Below are 17,866 nucleotides of genomic sequence, written 5' to 3'. Positions count from 1 at the left end.
GCAGGTCCCCGCCATCCGCAGATGCACCGGGCCACGCAGAAACGACCCTGTTCGGCGGTCGTCGTGCGGTGTTCGTTCGGACCGGGGGGTATGTCCTGTCGCTCCACTCCGACAAGGTTACCCCGGGCAAGTACTTGCCCCGCGTGGCGCGTGACGGGTCCCCCCACCCGTCGTTAAGCGGAACGACAGGAGGGCACCGGGACGGACCGGCTGGGGGTAGGCAGGTGATGGTGGTGCGGTGGCACGGTCGGGTCGGTGCGGCGATCCTCGCGACGGTGGGACTGCTCGTCTGCGGCGCCTCACTTACCGGATGTTCGAGAGGCGGGGCCGCCGTCGAGGATGCGCGCTCCGGCTCTGGCGCCCTCGAGACGCTCCGGCAGGCCGCCGCGACCCTGGTGCGCGCGGGCAGCTCCCGGGCCCGGACGTCGATGGAGATGGCCACCGGCGGGACCCGGGTCACCATCCGCGGTGAGGGCGTCTACGACTATCGCGGTCGGCTGGGCCGGCTGAAGGTGACGCTGCCCCAGGATCCCGCGGGCGACGAGGAGCACCATCCGATCACCGAACTGCTTGCCCCCGGTGCCCTCTTCATGAAGAACCGGGGAGCCGGAGTCCCGGCCGACAAGTGGGTGCGGGTGGACACGGCCACACTCACCGACGGCAACCTCGTCACCGGCGGCGCCACCGACCCCTACGCCGCGGCCGAATTGCTGCGCGGGGTCAGGGAGGCGACGTACCTGGGCCGGACGGAGGTCGCGGGGACGCCGGTCCGGCACTACCAGGGGGTCGCGGACATCGCGCTCGCGGCACGCGACGCGTCCGCGGACAACAGGGCGCCGCTGCGGGCGGCGGCGAAAGGGTTCGCCACGGCCGAGGTGCCGTTCGACGCCTACCTCGACGACCAGGGGCGCATCCGGAAGGTGCGGCACCGGTTCAGCTTCGTCAACGGCGGGCACAAGGCCGTGGTGGCGGTGGCCTCGACGACCCTGCTGTATGACTTCGGGGCCTCCGTCGACGTACGGTTGCCGGCCGCCGAGGACATCTACGCCGGGAAGATCGCCGCGCAGTGAGGGCACGGAGGTGATCGTAGAAGTGGCGCGGGTGAGGGGCTGGAAATGGTCCGTCCGTGCCATGCGCCGTGTGTAGCCCGCTCCCTACTCTAGGAAGCTGGAGACGGCAGAAAGAGGTGATGCACGTGGCTCGGGTCGGCGGTACGGCAGTTCAGGACCACGTGGCCCTCGCCGAGATCGAGCTGTGCGGTGACCTGATCATCGCGGCCTCGGCCGCCCACGAGGACCGGCTCAGTCTTGAGAGCATCGACGAGGTCCTGAAGGTCGCCGAGGAACGGGACGCCTCCCGCCGGTGAGCCGCGCCGCGCCACAGTAGATGCTGCCGCCCGTTCTCGCCCGGGCGGCCGGAAGATCATGTCCGCAAGAGGCGGCCGATCGCCTTCGTCGCTTCCTCCACCTTGGCGTCGACCTCCGCTCCGCCCTTGAGAGCGGCGTCGGCCACACAGTGGCGCAGATGCTCCTCCAGGAGCTGCAGCGCGAAGGACTGAAGGGCCTTGGTGGAGGCGGAGACCTGCGTGAGTATGTCGATGCAGTACACGTCGTCGTCGACCATCCGCTGCAGACCGCGGATCTGGCCCTCGATACGGCGCAGCCGCTTGAGGTGCTCGTCCTTCTGTTTGTGATAGCCGTGGATGCCACGGTCGTGGTCGGTCACCACGGTCGCTGCGTCCTCGGAGGGCGCCGCCGCGCCGGCCTCGGTCGTCATCGCGTCCTCCTGTTGAAGGTTGCCCGGGGATACGAAATCGGACAGTCGGTCCGCGGGTCCGGATTCCTCGCGCCGCGGGACGGACACATACCCCTGGTGGGTATATGGTAACGAACTTTGCTGGGTATAGGGCCTTTGGCCAGGCCCCTGGCCGCCCTCGAACCGCCCCCGTGCCGACCACTGTGTTCGATGGGCGACACTGGAGGACGGCCCCTTAGCCGTGGCCGGATGATGCACTTAGCATCAGCCTGACCGAAACCGAAGCATCCTGAGGATCCCACGTGCGCTTTCGTCTGACCCCCAGGGAGACGAGCTTCTACGACATGTTCGCCGCATCCGCGGACAACATCGTCACGGGCTCGAAACTCCTGATGGAACTGCTCGGGGCGGACGCCTCCGCTCGGGCCGAGATCGCAGAGCGTATGCGGGCCGCGGAACACGCCGGTGACGATGCCACGCACGCGATCTTCCACCAGCTGAACTCCTCCTTCATCACTCCGTTCGACCGCGAGGACATCTACTCCCTCGCATCCTCCCTCGACGACATCATGGACTTCATGGAGGAGGCCGTCGACCTGGTCGTCCTCTACAACGTCGAGGAACTGCCGAAGGGAGTCGAGCAGCAGATCGAGGTGCTGGCGAGGGCGGCGGAGCTCACGGCCGAGGCGATGCCGCACCTGCGCACGATGGAGAACCTCACCGAGTACTGGATCGAGGTGAACCGTCTGGAGAACCAGGCGGACCAGATCCACCGGAAACTGCTCGCCCATCTCTTCAACGGCAAGTACGACGCGATCGAGGTGCTGAAGCTCAAGCAGATCGTGGACGTGCTGGAGGAGGCGGCGGACGCCTTCGAGCACGTGGCCAACACGGTGGAGACCATCGCGGTCAAGGAGTCCTGAGGCGTCCATGGACACCTTTGCTCTGATCCTGACCATCCTGGTCGCACTCTTCTTCGCGTATACCAACGGCTTCCACGACTCGGCGAACGCCATCGCGACATCGGTGTCGACGCGCGCGCTGACGCCGCGGGCGGCGCTGGTGATGGCGGCGGTGATGAACCTCGCCGGTGCGTTCCTGGGCAGTGGCGTGGCGAAGACGGTCAGTGAGGGCCTCATCCAGACGCCACAGGGCGGCAAGGGTATGGGCATCCTCTTCGCGGCGCTGACCGGGGCCATCGTCTGGAACCTGGTCACCTGGTACTTCGGTCTGCCGTCCTCCTCGTCGCACGCCCTGTTCGGCGGACTGGTGGGAGCGGCGCTGGCAGGTGGCACGACGGTCTACTGGTCCGGGGTCCTGGACAAGATCATCACGCCGATGTTCCTGTCGCCCGTGGTCGGCCTCATTGTCGGCTACCTCGTGATGCTGGCGATCTTGTGGATCTTCCGGCGGGCCAATCCGCTCAAGGCCAAGCGGGGCTTCCGCATAGCGCAGACGGTGTCGGCGGCCGGAATGGCGCTCGGCCACGGTCTTCAGGACGCACAGAAGACGATGGGCGTCGTGGTGATGGCGCTGGTCATCGGGAATGTCGAGAACTACGGGGAACCGATCCCGGTGTGGGTCAAGCTCGTCTCCGCGGCGATGCTCTCGCTCGGGACGTACGCGGGCGGCTGGCGCATCATGCGCACGCTGGGCCGCAAGATCATCGAACTGGATCCGCCCCAGGGGTTCGCGGCGGAGACCACCGGAGCCTCGATCATGTTCGTGACGGCGTACCTGTTCAGGGCCCCGATCTCGACCACGCACGTCATAACGTCGGCGATCATGGGTGTGGGCGCAACGAAGCGATTGAACGCCGTGCGCTGGGGCGTGGCGAAGAACATCGTCCTGGGCTGGTTCATCACCATGCCGGCGGCGGCGCTCGTGGCCGCGGCGAGCTTCTGGGTGATCAACCTGGCGTTCCTGTAGCCGCGGGCGACGGCCGGTAGGACCTCTCCAGGACGCGCCCGACGCACGTACGCGGGGCGCGCAGAGGCGCCGGCTACGCGGAGGATGAGGCGCGCAGAGGCGCCGGCCGTCGGGATACCGGGATTTCCCTCCGCCCGAGGCGCTTGCCCTTTCTGGGGCTGTGTCGCCTGCTGCGATCGAAGACTGGGCCCGTCGACCGCGACCGCCCTCCGGGTTCCCTCGATTCCGCCCCCGGGGCCCGGCCCGCGACCGTCGTGCAGCGCTCGCACCGGTGCCTTTCCGCACGGGGTGTCTGCCGGCCGCTGCCACCCGAAGCCTCGCGCTGCCGCGCTCCTGGGTTTCTGAAGCCCTGCTCCCGCGTCCCGCTGCCCCGTCTTTCCCCCGGCCCCTCTGTTTCGCCCGGTTCCCCCGGCGCCCTGCCGGGCATCCCCCGCGGATCCGTGCCCGAGGTCGTCTCAAGATGCGGGTGCCGGTGGGGTGGCAAGACTGGAGCTATGACTACCAAGGCACTTCTCGAAGGTGGACCGGACGATCTGGCGGGCAGCACCGTGCCGATCGTTCCTCCCGGACAAGAGCTGAAGATCCCGCACCGCGGTGGCTACGAGCACTACAAGGTCACAACGCGCCACGAGGGCAGCGGGGAAGGACGGGTGACCGTGTACCAGTGGTGGGAACGGACGGAAGTGGCCGAATGACGACGTGGACGACCACGCGAACGGGCCCGCCCCCGGGAGCCGGGGGCGGGCCCTCTTCGACCTCGCGGTGGCACCGCCATGCAGCACCGCGAGGGGTCATCCGTAGACCGTCGGCTCAGCCGAAGCGGCCCGAGATGTAGTCCTCGGTCGCCTGGACCGACGGGTTGGAGAAGATCCGCTCGGTGTCGTCGATCTCGATCAGCCGGCCGGGCTGACCCACGGCCGAAAGGTTGAAGAACGCCGTGCGGTCCGAGACACGCGCCGCCTGCTGCATGTTGTGCGTCACGATGACGATCGTGAAGCGCTCCTTCAGCTCGCCGATCAGGTCCTCGATGGCGAGGGTGGAGATCGGGTCCAGGGCGGAGCAGGGCTCGTCCATCAGCAGGACGTTCGGCTCGACCGCGATCGCGCGGGCGATGCAGAGGCGCTGCTGCTGACCACCGGACAGGCCGGAGCCCGGCTTGTTGAGGCGGTCCTTCACCTCGTTCCAGAGGTTCGCGCCCTTGAGGGACTTCTCGACGATGTCGTTCAGTTCCGACTTGCGGTAGTTGCCGTTCAGGCGCAGACCCGCGGCCACGTTGTCGAAGATCGACATCGTGGGGAAGGGGTTCGGGCGCTGGAAGACCATACCCACCTCACGGCGGACGGAGACCGGGTCGATGCCGGCGCCGTAGAGGTTCTCGTCGTCCAGGAGCACCTTGCCCTCGACGCGCCCGCCGGGGGTGACCTCGTGCATGCGGTTGAGCGTGCGCAGGAACGTCGACTTGCCGCAGCCGGAGGGACCGATGAACGCCGTCACCGATCGCGGCTCGACCGTCATCGAGATGTCCTCGATCGCCTTGTGGGAGCCGTAGTAGGCGGTGAGTCCGCTTACGTCGATTCGCTTGGCCATGACTACTTCACTTCCAGTATCAGTCGCTGATGGCCGCGTCAGCGACCGGTCTTCGGGGCCTTCCAGCGCGCGATGCCGCGGGCCAGCAGGTTGAGGATCATCACGAAGGCGATCAGTGTGAGCGACGCCGCCCAGGCACGGTCGTACGCCGCGTTGGCACCCGCGCTGTTCGCGTACTGCTGGTAGATGTACAGCGGCAGCGACTGCTGTGCACCCTCGAACGGGTTGGCGTTGATGAAGCGGTTGCCGAACACCAGCAGCAGCACCGGCGCGGTCTCGCCCGCGATACGGGCGATCGACAGCATGATGCCCGTGGTGATGCCGCCGATGGAGGTCGGCAGGACCACCTTCAGGATGGTGCGCCACTTGGGCACGCCCAGCGCCAGGGAGGCCTCGCGCAGCTCGTTCGGGACGAGCTTGAGCATCTCCTCGGTGGAGCGGACGACGACCGGCATCATCAGGATGGCCAGAGCCAGCGAACCGGCGAAGCCGAAGGGCTGCATCTTGAAGATCAGCATCAGGCTGAGGATGAACAGACCGGCGACGATCGACGGGATACCGGTCATCACGTCGACGAAGAAGGTGACGGCCTGCGCGAGCCGGCCCCGTCCGTACTCCACGAGGTAGATCGCGGTGAGCACACCGATCGGCGCGCCGATCACGGTGGCGAGACCGACCTGCTCGAGGCTGCCGAGGATGGCGTGGTAGATGCCACCGCCGGGCTGGGAATCCGCGACGATGCCCATCGAGTGGGTCAGGAAGTAGATGTCGAGGACCTTCACACCGCGCGCGACGGTCGTCCAGACGAGGGAGACCAGGGGCACAACGGCGAGCAGGAAGGCGACCCACACGAGGGCGGTCGCGACGCGGTCCTTGGCCTGGCGGCGGCCCTCGACGCGCGCGGCGATGCCGTACGTGCCGAGCAGGAAGAGGATGGCGGCGATCACGCCCCACTGGACGTGGCTCGTCAGGTCGGCGACGGCGCCGATGGCGGACGCCACGACGATCGAGCCGAGGGCGATGGCCCAGGGGGACCACTTGGGGAGGCTGGCGCCGCGCAGGGTGCTGTGGCGCTTGTCGGCGACGGCTGCGTGACTCATGCGTTGGCCCCCGAGTACTCCTTGCGGCGGGCGATGATCGCGCGGGCCGCGCCGTTGACCAGCAGGGTGATGACGAACAGGACGAGTCCGGAGGCGATCAGCGCGTCACGGCCGTCTTCGGTCGCCTCACTGAACTTGCTGGCGATGTTCTGGGCGAAGGTGCCGCCGCCCGGGTTGAGCAGGCTGGCGTGGATCAGGAAGTCCGGGGAGAGCACGGTGGCCACGGCCATCGTCTCGCCGAGCGCGCGGCCGAGGCCGAGCATCGAGGCGGAGATGACACCGGAGCGCCCGAAGGGCAGGACGGCCATGCGGATGACCTCCCAGCGCGTGGCGCCGAGGGCCAGGGCCGCCTCCTCGTGCATCTGCGGGACCTGGCGAAAGACCTCGCGGCTCACGTTGGTGATGATCGGCAGGATCATGATCGCGAGCAGGATGCCGACGGTGAGCATCGAGCGGGGGGCGCCGCCCTCCCAGGAGAAGATGCCCGTCCAGCCGAAGTAGTCGTTGAGCCAGCTGAAGAGGCCGCCCAGGTTCGGTACGAGGACCAGGGCGCCCCACAGGCCGTAGACGATGGACGGCACGGCGGCGAGCAGGTCGATCACGTAGGCGATGGGCCCGGACATCCTGCGCGGCGAGTAGTGCGTCAGGAAGAGCGCGATGGCGACTGCGATCGGGACCGCGATGATCATCGCGATGATCGAGGAGACCACGGTGCCGAAGGCCAATACGGCGATACCGAAGACCGGCGGCGTGACGTTGGTGTTCCACTCGAAGGTGGTCAGGAAGTTCCCGTGGTCCTTGCTGATGGCGAGGGACGCACGGTAGGTGAGGAAGATCGCGATCGCGGCCATGATCACCAGCAGCAGAATGCCCGACCCACGGGAGAGACCGAGGAAGATCCGGTCTCCGGGTCGGGTGGCGCCACGGGCTGCGCGCTTGCGCTCGGCTGTGGACGGCCGTGGGGCGGGGGGAGGCGCTTGTGTGTTGTGTGTGGATATATCCATCGGGTTCTCCGGTCTGCGGAGCCGCACGTGTGATGCGGCTCCTGGCGGCGGTGCACCGGACGGTGCGGTCCGGTCCCGCGAGGGGACCGGACCGCACTCTCAAATCAGCTCAGGCCTTCGATGGTGGTGCGGACCTTGGAGATGATCGCGTCGGGGATCGGCGCGTAGCTGTTGTCGGTCAGCATCTTCTGACCGTCCTCGCTCGCGATGTAGCGCAGGAAGGACTTGGTGGCGGGCAGGGTGTCCGCCTTGTTGCCCTTGTCGCAGATGATCTCGTAGGTGACCAGGACCATCGGGTAGGCACCCTCGGCCTTGGTGCCGTAGTTCAGCTGCAGCGACAGGTCCTTGCCGGTGCCGATGACCTTGGCGTCGGCGATGGCCTTGGTGGCGTTGTCGATGTTGGCCTCGACCGGGGCGGAGGCGCCCGTGTCGATCTTGACCGTGGACATGTCCTTGGCGTAGGAGAGCTCGAAGTAGCCGATGGCGCCGGCGGTCTGCTTCACCTGCTGGGCCACACCCGCGGACTGCGGCGCGGACTGGCCACCCGGGGCCTGCCAGGCCTTGCCACCCTCGTACTTGCCCCAGACGGACGGGGCAGCGGCCTTGAGGTACTTGGTGAAGTTGTCCGTGGTGCCGGACTCGTCAGAGCGGTGGAACGCCTGGATCTTGGTGGAGGGAAGCTTCGCGCTCGGGTTCAGCTTCTTGATCTCCGGGGCGTCCCAGGTCTTGATCTGGTTGTTGAAGATCTTGGCGATGGTCTTGGCGTCCAGGACCAGGTTGTCCACGCCGGGCAGGTTGTAGCCGAGGGCGATCGGGCCGCCGACCATCGGGAGGTCGATGCCCTGGCCGCCGGTGCAGACCTTCTTGGAGGCCGCGACATCTTCGGGCTTCAGCGCGGAGTCGGAGCCGGCGAAGGCCAGCTGGCCCTGAGTGAAGGAGGTCACACCGGCACCGGAGCCGCCGGCCTTGTAGTTGATCTGGGTCTGGCAGGCCTGGCTGAACTGCGCGACCCAGGCGTCGATCGCGTTCTTCTGCGCGGAGGAGCCGTCGGCGAGAAGCTGGCCGCCCTTGGCGTCGCACTTGATGGAGCTGGCGTTCGTCGACGACGAGGCGGAGGCGCTGCTGCCACCGTTCTTGCTGCTCGTGTCGTCAGAGCCGCACGCCGTGAGGGCCAGGGCGCCGGAGACGGCGAGAGCACCGAGGGTGAGGGCCCGCCGGTTCATGCGCTGAAGCTTCACTTTCGGGAGTTCCTTCCAGTTGCCGCCGTCCTGATCGGCGGCGTGCGAAGTTGTGGTTGATGCGGACGCGTATTTCCAGGTCGCGTCCGCCATCAGGTAAGGCCGAAAGTAGGCAGATCAGGTGAAGCCGCTTATGGCCATAAGTGAACGCAGGGTGAACCCCTATAGACGGTGCGGTTAGATCACGGAACGCTTACATAAGGGACACAGGGTGGTTCCGAGTGACACCCCGGATGCTCGTAACTCTACGCATCTGAACAAGGTCATTCATGTCCGAAAGATCCCGATCACCGAAGCGCTTTATGGCGCGCCCATGATGGTCCGGGCACGGTCCGTGATGGTGAACGCCCAGTGTCCAAGGGCGCCGTGCCGCGCTGCGGGGCCGCCCCGTCGCGGACAACGAAGGGCCGCTCCGAATGCCGGGGCGGCCCTTTGCGAAGGCGATCACGTGAGGTTCAGCGCGCTCAGGAGGGCGTCGACCAGATGCCGGTCGCGGGGCTGGGTCAGGCGGTGACGGGCCGTAGTCGGCGGGAGCCACAGGATGCGGTCCACCTCGCGGTTCGGGGTGAAGAAGCCCTCCGTCGCCTCGGCCGCCCAGTAGTCGACCTGCTTGGGGCGGCCGCCCGCCTCGTAGTGGGCGGTGGGCAGGCGGGCGCCGGGCACCGCGCCGTAGCCCGTCTCCTCCCCCACCTCTCGCAGCGCGCCCGTGAGCGGGACCTCCCCGCGCTTGAGCTTGCCCTTCGGGTGGGACCAGTCGTCGTACTTCGGCCGGTGGACGAGACAGATCTCCAGTTCGCCGTCGACGGGGGAACGGCGCCACAGCACACAGCCCGCCGCCCGGATGATGTCGTCCTCGGTCATAGGGTGTTCCGGCTCCTTCCTCGTGCCTGCGGCGCGCCCTGCGGCGCGCCCTGGGGCGCGCCGTGCCGTCGTACGAGTGCCTGTCGCAGAACGCCGGACCTACGGGGTACCCACCGCCTGCCGCTGCCATGACTGCTGGAAGGCGTAGCGGGCGGCCTCCACCTCGTGGCGCTGGTCGGCGTGCAGGACGCCGAGGGCGTAGGCCGTCGCCGGGGCGATGCGCGGGGTGCGCGCGGCGGCGGCGGCAGCGGCGGCCGCCTCCGAGGCGTCCCGGTGCCGGTTCAGGGCCTGGCCCGCGGCCAGCAGCCGGACGTCGACGGGCGCCTCCCCGTACCCGCCGTGCAGCACCTCACGGGCGTAGCGGTGCAGCCGCAGCAGCAGCCGGACCTGATGCCAGGGGCCGTCCTGCGGGTGCGGGGCCGGGTCCGGGGACAGCCCGTAGATCAGGGCCTCCGCGTTGTACGGGTGGCCCGCGGTGACCAGCGGCAACGCGGCCACCGCGTCGCACAGGCGTTCCTCGGCCGCGGCGGCCAGCGGGCGCAGGTCGGCGCCGGCCGCGGCGGGCGTGAGCGGTACCTCGCTGGCGAGCACGGCGACGCTGTCCGCCACCGCGTGGAAGCGGCTCGACCCGAGGGCCTGCAGGGCCGCGGAGTGGGCGCGCGTCCGGGCCAGGGTCAGCTGGCGCTCCAGCAGGGCGCCCGCCTTCGCCGCGCCCACGGTCAGATTGCCGCGCTCCGGCGCGGCGGTCTGGGTGCGCGGTCCACCGCCGGTGGATTCCGCGGCGCCCCCCGCCTGCGCCGGGAAGACCGAGGAGCCCGAGAGCCGGTGCAGTGCGAGGAGCAGCCGCTCGAGCCGGGCCGCGTACGCGTGCTCGCGGGCCAGCGTGCCGGACAGCCAGGCGAGTTCGGGTCGCATCTCCTCGGACCAGTCCGCGTCGAGGAGTGGGCGGAACGTGTGGAGCGTCCCGCTGATACGGCGGGCCGAGCGGCGCAGCGCGAGCGCCGCGTCGCCGGAGTCGTCCGTTCCGCGCTCCTCCATCCGCGCCTCGGCTCGGGCAGGCGGACCCCCGGCAGCACCGGTCTCCCGGTGCTGCCGCAGCGAACGCAGGAACTCGGTCGCCTGAGCCCGCAGGTAGCTCGCGAGGACGTCCCCCGTGGGGATGCCGCCCTGCTCTTGGGGATCCCCCCGCTCCAGCGGAGCCGAGAGCCCGGCAGAGCGCCCGGCCGCGGGGTCGGTGTGAGGATCAAGGTGTTGCTGTGCCACGCCGGCGCCTCCGGGCGTCTATGAGCATCTCCTGGATGTTCCGCAGGGGCTGGCCCTCCGCGTCGGTGGCGTGCCGTGTCCACTCTCCGTCCGGACCCAGGTGCCAGGAGGAGGTCGTGTCGGACATACCGGTCTCGAGGAGCCGGTTGAGGGCCGCCCGGTGCGCCAGGTCGGCCACCCTGACCAGTGCTTCTATACGGCGGTCCAGGTTGCGGTGCATCATGTCGGCGCTGCCGATCCACACCTCGGGTTCGCCTCCGTTGCCGAAGACGAAGACCCGGGAGTGCTCGAGGAAGCGGCCGAGTATGGACCGCACCCGTATGTTCTCGGACAGGCCGGTCACACCCGGGCGCAGCGCGCATATGCCGCGCACCCAGACATCGACGGGGACGCCCGCCTGGGACGCGCGGTACAGGGCGTCGACGACCGCCTCGTCCACCATCGAGTTGACCTTGATGCGGACGTAGGCCGGACGCCCGGCCCGGTGGTGCTGGATCTCCTTGTTGATCCGCGAGATCAGCCCGTCGCGCAGGGACTTGGGGGCGACCAGCAGCCGGCGGTAGGTCTCGCGGCGCGAGTAGCCCGAGAGCCTGTTGAACAGGTCGGACAGGTCGGCGCCGACCTGTTGGTCCGCGGTCAGCAGCCCCAGGTCTTCGTACAGGCGTGCGGTCTTCGGGTGGTAGTTGCCCGTCCCGACGTGGCTGTAGCGCCGGAGCGTCTCGCCCTCCTGCCGCACGACCAGCGACAGCTTGCAGTGCGTCTTCAGGCCGACCAGTCCGTACACGACATGGCAGCCGGCCTCCTCGAGCTTGCGGGCCCACTTGATGTTGGCCTGCTCGTCGAAGCGCGCCTTGATCTCGACCAGCACGAGGACCTGCTTGCCTGCCTCGGCAGCGTCGACGAGCGCGTCGACGATCGGCGAGGTCTCCGAGGTCCGGTACAGCGTCTGCTTGATGGCGAGCACGTCCGGATCGGAGGCCGCCTGCTCGAGGAACGCCTGTACCGAGGTCGAGAAGCTGTCGTACGGGTGGTGCAGGAGCACGTCCCGCTCCCGCAGCGCCGCGAAGATGTCGGGCGCGGACGCCGACTCGACCTCCGCGAGGTCGCGGTGGGTGCCCGCGATGAACTTCGGGTACTTCAGCTCGGGCCGGTCGAGGTTGGCGATGCCGAACAGACCGGTGAGGTCGAGCGGACCGGGCAGCGGGTACACCTCGGCCTCGGAGATCTTCAGCTCACGCACCAGCAGGTCGAGGACGTACTGGTCGATGGACTCCTCGACCTCCAGGCGCACCGGGGGCCCGAAGCGGCGCCGCATGAGCTCCTTCTCCAGGGCCTGGAGCAGGTTCTCGGCGTCGTCCTCCTCGACCTCGAGGTCCTCGTTGCGGGTTATCCGGAAGGTGTGGTGCTCCAGCACCTCCATGCCCGGGAACAGCTCCTCCAGGTGCGCGGCGATGACGTCTTCGATCGGGACGTACCGCTGCGAGGAGGCCTCCAGGAAACGGGAGAGCAGCGGCGGGACCTTGACGCGCGCGAAGTGGCGGTGGCCCGAGACCGGGTTGCGTACGACGACCGCGAGATTGAGCGAGAGCCCCGAGATATAGGGGAAGGGGTGCGCGGGGTCGACGGCCAGCGGCGTGAGGACGGGGAAGATCTGGTGCCGGAAGAGCGTGAAGAGGCGCGCCTGCTCTTTGTCGGTCAGCTCGCTCCAGCGGACGATGTGGATGCCCTCCTCGGCGAGCGCCGGGGCGATGTCCTCCTGGAAGCAGGCCGCGTGCCGGGCCATGAGCTCGCGGGAGCGGGCCCAGATCATCTCCAGCACCTCACGGGGCTGCAGACCCGACGCGGACCGGGTGGCGACGCCGGTGGCGATGCGGCGCTTCAGTCCCGCCACCCGGACCATGAAGAACTCGTCCAGGTTGCTGGCGAAGATCGCCAGGAACTTCGCCCGCTCCAGGAGGGGCGTGTTCGGGTCCTCGGCCAGTTCGAGCACGCGCTCGTTGAACTGGAGCCAGCTGCGCTCCCGGTCGAGGAAGCGGCCCTGGGGCAGCTGGGCGCCCTCGGCCACCTCGTACGACGAGAGGTCGGAGTCGATGTCCGGTTCCAGTTCGGAGACCGTCGCCGGCACGGGGTGCGGGCGGTGCGCGGCGAGGGACCCTACAGAGGGTTGCTCATTCTGCACGTTCGCGCGACCCGAGGACTCTCCGTCATGGTGAGTGGCGGGGGACGACGGGTGGGCCGGTGCCTGGGCGTTCTGCTGGCTCATATACCCATTGTTCCGCGCCGACCGGGTGATGGGCGCGTCGAAGCGACCGGGCGGCATGTCGGCGAAGGGACGCCCGCTTTCCGCACCGGCCCCGTTCTTCGGGGGCGGTGAGGGCTCTGGCACGACGGCGTTCATTGGCCGAGCGTCGCAAGCCCGTCTGAATCAGCGGTTACAGCGACATGACGTGCGGGATAGCGCGGAAGGGCTCGCGGACGTCTACAGGCGGCGCTGCGGCGTACGGGAGAGCTGGCAGGGGAGCGCGCGCCGTCCTGGTCCTGGGGCTCAGTGGGCACGGGCCGCCGCGCCACTGAAATTCTGCCCTGAAACGTGAACCGGTCGCGAGGGCTCGTCCGATGAAGGGGCGTGAGGGAAACGAGAAGTGACGGGGAGCTGCTGCGTGCCGCGGCAGACGGTGACCGCCACGCTTTCGAGGAGCTGTACCGGCGGTATGCGCCGTGGCTCACGGCACGGCTGCGCGGCCGGTGCGCCGATCCGGGGGTCGTCGACGACGTCGTGCAGGAGACGTTCCTGGCGGTCTGGCGCGGCACCGCGCGGTACCACGAGGACGGCGACGTGGCCGGCTGGATCTGGCGCATCGGCGCCCGACGGCTGGTGGACGCGCTGCGCGGTGACGGCGCGCGCGGCCGTCTGCGCCAGACCCTGGCCAGGCTGCGGCACCGCCACGAGGCCTCGGCGGAGGAGCGCGTCCTGGCCGGAGTGGAGCACGGGGACCTGGCGGGCGCCCTGACCAGGCTCTCGCCCGAGCTGAGGGCCGTCCTCCAGGCGACGGTGATCGACGGGCTCAGCACCAGGGAGGCGGCCGTCCTGCTCGGCATTCCCCCGGGCACGGTCAAGACGAGGGCGCTGCGTGCGCGCAGGCGGTTGCGGGAGGAGCTGGCATGAGGGACGAGAAGCACGGCGCCACCGGATGGCATGCGGACGCCGACGATCTTCGCGCCTATGTACGCGGCGAGCTCGAGGCACCGCGGCTGTGGTCGGTCGACACGCACCTGGTCGCGTGCGCGTCCTGCCGCGGGGCGCTTGCCGAGGTCGGCGACCCGCTCGCCCTGGACCGGGGCTGGGAGCGACTGGACGCCGAGCTCGACGCTCCCCGGCTGGGACTTTTCGAAGGACTGCTCACGAGGGTGGGGGTCGCCGATCACACAGCGCGACTGCTCGCCGCGACACCGGTGCTGCGCGCCTCCTGGCTGGGGGCGGTCCTGCTGGTCCTGGTGATGACGGTGGCCAGCGTGTACGCGGCGGATTCGCCCGCCTACTTCCTGGCACTGGCTCCGCTGCTCCCGCTGGCGGGTGTCGCGCTGTGCTACGGCCCGGCCCTCGACAGGACGTACGAGCTCACTCTCGTCGCCCCGCTGCACGGCTTCCGCCTGCTCATGATCCGCACGGTCGCGGTGCTCGTCGCGAGCCTGGCGCTGAACGGGCTGGCGACGCTGGCCCTCCCTGGATACGGGCTCCGGGCTCTCGCCTGGCTGCTTCCTGCCCTGGCGCTGACTGCCACCGGGCTCGCGCTGACCGCCCGCCTGGGCCCGGTCCTCGCTCCCGCCCTGGTCAGCGGCGGCTGGGTCGCCCTGCTGGTGGTCGCCAAGGTGACCGCCGACGGCACGCCGGCCCCATTCACCGGCGCGGGCCAGGGCGTGGCGGCGGCGGTCGCCGTCGTCGCGGCCGCCGTGCTGCACCGTCTGCGCGACAGGTTCGACGCCTCCCCGGCGCCCTCCCTGTTCACCGACTTCGCCAACAGGAGCACCTCATGACCACCGTTCCCACCGTCTCGGCCTCCGGCCTGACCCTGCGCTACGGCGGCACGGCCGCTCTGGACGATGTCTCTCTGCGTCTGAGCGAGGGGGTCACCGGACTTCTCGGGCCCAACGGCGCGGGTAAGACGACCCTGCTGCGGGTGCTCGCCACCGCCGTGCCCGCCGACAGGGGCGCCTTCACCGTCCTCGGGCACGATCCGAACACGGCCGCCGGACGCCAGGAGGTACGGCGCCGGCTCGGCTATCTGCCGCAGAACCCGGGCTTCCACCCGGAGTTCACGGCCTTCGCGTTCGTCGACTACGTGGCCATCCTCAAGGAGCTGACCGACCGCGCCGCCCGTCACCTCGAGGTGCGGCGCGTGCTCGAAGCCGTTGACCTCTCCGATGTGCGCGGCAAGCGCATCAAGCGGCTGTCCGGCGGTATGCGCCAGCGCGTCGCCCTCGCCGCGGCCCTCGTCGGGGACCCGGGCCTGCTGCTCCTCGATGAACCGACCGTCGGCCTCGACCCCGAACAGCGCATGCGGTTCCGGGAGTTGATCGCGGACGCGGGCGAGGGCCGCACGGTACTGCTGTCCACCCATCAGACCGAGGACGTGGCCATGCTCTGCCACCGTGTGATCGTCATGGCCCGTGGCTGGGTCCGCTTCGAGGGCACCCCGGCCGAGCTGACCGCTCGGGCGGCGGGCCGGGTCTGGAGCAGTACGCAACGGGACCCGGGCGCCCGCGCCGGCTGGCGCACGGGCCTGGGCACCTTCCGTAACGTCGGCGACCCTCCGAAGGGTGCCGACCTCCTCGAACCGACGCTGGAGGACGGGTACTTGCTCGTCCTCGACGGGGAGCCCGCGGAGGTGGCGTCCGTATGAGCACGGTCCTCGACAAGGAGGCCCCGGTGGCTCCCGCACCCACGCGGGCCGCTCGCACCTCGGCCTCCGCCGTTCTCGCGCTCGCCCGCTTCGAGGCGCGCGAACTCCTCCTGACCATCCCGGTGTTCGTGTTCTTCACGCTGTACATCGGCTCAGCGGCCTGGAAGTTGCTCTTCTCCCGGGACGGCATGGACGACTTCCCGGTCCTCCACGACGCGGACCGTGCCACCCAGTCCGGCGTCATGCTCCTCGGTGTCGCCGTCCTCATGTGTGTGAACGTCGCTTCGCTCCGCTCCCGGCGCCATGGCACGGACCGGCTCTTCGACGTGCTGGTGATGGAGCGCTGGCAGCGCGCGGTGGCGCACATGCTGTCCGTCGTGCCGTTCGCGGCGGTCACCGCGGTGGTCGCCGCCGTCGAGTTCGGTGCCGCGGCGCTGCGGCCCGGGGCGGTCGGGCATGGATCGCCGGCCGAACTGGTGGTGGCGCCGCTTGTGGTGCTCCTGTCCGGAGTGCTCGGAGTACTCATCGCGCGGCTGTACCCCAGCACGGCCGGCGGTGCGCTGTTCGTGGTCGTGGGATTCGCCGCGCTCCTGGTCGCCTCCGCCGTCACCGGAGGGGAGACCCACTGGCTGACCTGGCTGGACCCGGTCGTCTCCGACCACGGCGCCTCGCCCATCCCCTCCGAGGTCCTGGGTCGCCCGGCCGCTTGGCACGCCCTGTATCTGGCGGGCCTCACGGCACTGCTGCTGGGCGTCACGGTCCTCCTGAGCGGCGGACGCACGCGCATGCTGAAGGCATTGACGGTCGTCGCGCTCGTCGCCACCGGCGCGGGGATCGCGGGACAGTCACCGAGCCACGAGCCCGCCCTGGCCGCCGCCCGCGCAAAGCTGAGCCGTACGCCGGAGAAGTTCCAGTCGTGCGCGGTGTATGGCCGATCGACGTACTGCTCCTTCCCCGAGTGGACCGCCTGGCGGGACGACTGGGCGCGGGCGGCCGACCGAGTCCAGGCCCTCGCGGGCGGCGGTGCCGCAGGGGCGCGGATGACGATCCGCCAGCGGATACCGGTGGTCTACGACCTGCACAGCGACTCCTCCACCGCTCCCCGGCACACACCGGGCGAGGTCACGGTGGGCACACGCTGGGGCGGCAATCGCATCCCCGAGTTCGCCGTCGGGGTCGCCTCCGTCCTCGTCGCCGGTGACGAGCAGGCGGCCTCCGGGATGTGCGACGCACGTGTGGTGACTGTCATGTGGCTGGCGCTGGCCGCGCAGGACGATCCGATGGCGGCGTTCCGCAGCGTCCGCGTGGACGACGGCCTCGAGGACGCCGCCGTGGCGCTGACGCCTACCGACCCACTCGCCATGAGTGCCGAACAGACCCGGATCGTCCGCGAACTGCTCAAGCGTCCGCGCTACAGCGTCACGGCCAGGGTGAAGGCGCACTGGACGGAGCTGACCTCCCCGAAGACAACGGAGGCGCGGGCGGCGGAGCTGCTCGGCGTACCGGGGGCCGAGGGTGCCGGGAACGAGAAGTCATGCCAGGGGTAGCGCAGAGGTACGCAGAGATCCGTGCCCTTCTTCCGCCGGTGTGGCGCTCCCTCCCCTGGCGCGTACTCGGCGCCGCGGGCGGGCTGGGCCTCGCTCTCCCGGCCGTCACCCGGTTGGCACCCGGCGGTGCCGACGCCGGCTTGGCCCTTGCCCTCCTGAGGTCCGCCGCGGTCGCCTTCGCTCTGGGGCTGGCGTTCCTGCTGGACGACCCGGCACAGCAGATCACCGCGGTGGTGCCGGTCAGGCGGACGGTGCGGACCGGATTGCGGCTGGTGCTGGTCGTACCGCAGGCCGCCCTCGGCTGGGGGGTGGTCCTGCTCCTGGTACCCGGGGAGATACGGCCTCCGGCCGCGGATGTCAGCTTGGAGGCGGCGGTGCTCGCGGCCCTGGCGCTCGCCGGCGCGATGGCGGCCGTGCGGTTCACCGAGGAGCCGCAGCCCGGGCAGGGCGTGGCGGCGACACTGCTGGCGGGCACGGTACTGGCGGTGCTGCTGCCCGAGCGGTGGGCGCTGTTCGCCGCTGTGGGCGCCCCCGGCTGGGTGGCGGCCCATCAGCGGTGGGCGGCGCTCCTGGTCCTCAGTCTGCCGGTGGGCGCGGCGCTTCTGCCGGAGCCGACCGCGAGGCGCCTTGCACTGGTCCGGGCCCGCCGCTGACACAACCGGGCGGCCGCTGAGGGCCGAC

At 69.9% G+C, this 17,866-nt stretch carries 18 protein-coding genes; 10 read left to right on the top strand and 8 right to left on the bottom strand.

Going from position 1 to position 17,866, the window contains the following annotated elements:
* The first annotated feature begins 227 nt into the window (after window positions 1-227).
* Together ACWDA7_RS12165 and ACWDA7_RS12160 are read left to right on the top strand one after the other, a co-directional pair.
* Window positions 228-1,070, top strand: a complete 843-nt coding sequence (locus ACWDA7_RS12165; protein ID WP_450604033.1) for a hypothetical protein — start codon at window positions 228-230, stop codon at window positions 1,068-1,070.
* A 125-nt stretch (window positions 1,071-1,195) separates the two neighbouring features.
* The gene (locus tag ACWDA7_RS12160) at window positions 1,196-1,366 is read left to right on the top strand and encodes a hypothetical protein (protein ID WP_450604036.1); all 171 of its coding nucleotides are present in this window, start codon (window positions 1,196-1,198) and stop codon (window positions 1,364-1,366) included.
* A gap of 56 nt (window positions 1,367-1,422) precedes the next feature.
* Here ACWDA7_RS12160 and ACWDA7_RS12155 read toward each other — a convergent pair whose 3' ends face one another.
* The gene (locus ACWDA7_RS12155) at window positions 1,423-1,776 is read right to left on the bottom strand and encodes a metal-sensitive transcriptional regulator (RefSeq protein ID WP_450604020.1); all 354 of its coding nucleotides are present in this window, start codon (window positions 1,774-1,776) and stop codon (window positions 1,423-1,425) included.
* A 281-nt stretch (window positions 1,777-2,057) separates the two neighbouring features.
* Between ACWDA7_RS12155 and ACWDA7_RS12150 the strand changes: the two genes are divergently transcribed.
* From ACWDA7_RS12150 to ACWDA7_RS12140, 3 genes are all read left to right on the top strand, one after another.
* Window positions 2,058-2,678: a DUF47 domain-containing protein gene (locus ACWDA7_RS12150; RefSeq protein WP_020269925.1), complete on the top strand. Its 621-nt coding sequence runs from the start codon at window positions 2,058-2,060 to the stop codon at window positions 2,676-2,678.
* 7 nt (window positions 2,679-2,685) lie between these two features.
* Entirely contained in the window at window positions 2,686-3,684 is a 999-nt protein-coding gene (locus ACWDA7_RS12145) for an anion permease (protein ID WP_450604019.1), read from the top strand.
* A gap of 494 nt (window positions 3,685-4,178) precedes the next feature.
* Entirely contained in the window at window positions 4,179-4,379 is a 201-nt protein-coding gene (locus ACWDA7_RS12140; protein ID WP_359403547.1) for a DUF5988 family protein, read from the top strand.
* Window positions 4,380-4,494: 115 nt separating this feature from the next.
* Here the strand turns inward: ACWDA7_RS12140 and pstB are convergent, their stop codons facing one another.
* The 7 genes from pstB to ACWDA7_RS12105 all read right to left on the bottom strand — a co-directional run bounded on the left by pstB (window position 4,495) and on the right by ACWDA7_RS12105 (window position 13,135).
* Window positions 4,495-5,271, bottom strand: coding sequence for a phosphate ABC transporter ATP-binding protein PstB (gene pstB, locus ACWDA7_RS12135; protein WP_359403544.1), 777 nt, complete (start codon window positions 5,269-5,271; stop codon window positions 4,495-4,497).
* A 38-nt stretch (window positions 5,272-5,309) separates the two neighbouring features.
* Window positions 5,310-6,371 carry a phosphate ABC transporter permease PstA gene (gene pstA / locus ACWDA7_RS12130; RefSeq protein ID WP_450604018.1) on the bottom strand — a complete coding sequence of 354 codons (1,062 nt, stop codon included), beginning with the start codon at window positions 6,369-6,371 and terminating at the stop codon, window positions 5,310-5,312.
* Complete coding sequence (gene pstC, locus ACWDA7_RS12125) at window positions 6,368-7,375, bottom strand: phosphate ABC transporter permease subunit PstC (RefSeq protein WP_450604017.1); 1,008 nt, start codon at window positions 7,373-7,375, stop codon at window positions 6,368-6,370. Before pstC ends, pstA begins: the two co-directional genes overlap by 4 nt.
* A 104-nt stretch (window positions 7,376-7,479) precedes the next feature.
* Window positions 7,480-8,613 (bottom strand): phosphate ABC transporter substrate-binding protein PstS, encoded by a 1,134-nt coding sequence (gene pstS / locus ACWDA7_RS12120; RefSeq protein WP_450604016.1) that lies wholly within the window; start codon window positions 8,611-8,613, stop codon window positions 7,480-7,482.
* A gap of 444 nt (window positions 8,614-9,057) precedes the next feature.
* Window positions 9,058-9,474, bottom strand: a complete 417-nt coding sequence (locus ACWDA7_RS12115) for an NUDIX hydrolase (protein WP_450604015.1) — start codon at window positions 9,472-9,474, stop codon at window positions 9,058-9,060.
* A 99-nt stretch (window positions 9,475-9,573) separates the two neighbouring features.
* The gene (locus ACWDA7_RS12110) at window positions 9,574-10,737 is read right to left on the bottom strand and encodes a CHAD domain-containing protein (protein WP_450604014.1); all 1,164 of its coding nucleotides are present in this window, start codon (window positions 10,735-10,737) and stop codon (window positions 9,574-9,576) included.
* Complete coding sequence (locus tag ACWDA7_RS12105) at window positions 10,718-13,135, bottom strand: RNA degradosome polyphosphate kinase (protein WP_450604013.1); 2,418 nt, start codon at window positions 13,133-13,135, stop codon at window positions 10,718-10,720. The genes ACWDA7_RS12110 and ACWDA7_RS12105 overlap by 20 nt, the downstream gene beginning before the upstream one ends.
* A gap of 228 nt (window positions 13,136-13,363) precedes the next feature.
* Between ACWDA7_RS12105 and ACWDA7_RS12100 the strand changes: the two genes are divergently transcribed.
* From ACWDA7_RS12100 to ACWDA7_RS12080, 5 genes are read left to right on the top strand one after another with little or no spacing between them, the layout of a single operon-like run.
* The gene (locus ACWDA7_RS12100) at window positions 13,364-13,903 is read left to right on the top strand and encodes an RNA polymerase sigma factor (RefSeq protein ID WP_359403526.1); all 540 of its coding nucleotides are present in this window, start codon (window positions 13,364-13,366) and stop codon (window positions 13,901-13,903) included.
* The gene (locus ACWDA7_RS12095) at window positions 13,900-14,772 is read left to right on the top strand and encodes a zf-HC2 domain-containing protein (RefSeq protein WP_450604012.1); all 873 of its coding nucleotides are present in this window, start codon (window positions 13,900-13,902) and stop codon (window positions 14,770-14,772) included. Before ACWDA7_RS12100 ends, ACWDA7_RS12095 begins: the two co-directional genes overlap by 4 nt.
* Window positions 14,769-15,638 (top strand): ABC transporter ATP-binding protein, encoded by an 870-nt coding sequence (locus tag ACWDA7_RS12090; protein ID WP_450604011.1) that lies wholly within the window; start codon window positions 14,769-14,771, stop codon window positions 15,636-15,638. The genes ACWDA7_RS12095 and ACWDA7_RS12090 overlap by 4 nt, the downstream gene beginning before the upstream one ends.
* Window positions 15,635-17,185 carry an ABC transporter permease gene (locus tag ACWDA7_RS12085; RefSeq protein ID WP_450604010.1) on the top strand — a complete coding sequence of 517 codons (1,551 nt, stop codon included), beginning with the start codon at window positions 15,635-15,637 and terminating at the stop codon, window positions 17,183-17,185. Before ACWDA7_RS12090 ends, ACWDA7_RS12085 begins: the two co-directional genes overlap by 4 nt.
* Window positions 17,173-17,838, top strand: a complete 666-nt coding sequence (locus tag ACWDA7_RS12080) for an ABC transporter (RefSeq protein WP_450604009.1) — start codon at window positions 17,173-17,175, stop codon at window positions 17,836-17,838. Before ACWDA7_RS12085 ends, ACWDA7_RS12080 begins: the two co-directional genes overlap by 13 nt.
* Window positions 17,839-17,866 lie beyond the last annotated feature (28 nt).

This window comes from Streptomyces sp. NPDC001156, from assembly GCF_053598275.1.
Note: the sequence above shows the minus strand (reverse complement) of the source record. Positions and strands in the feature narration are given on the sequence as shown.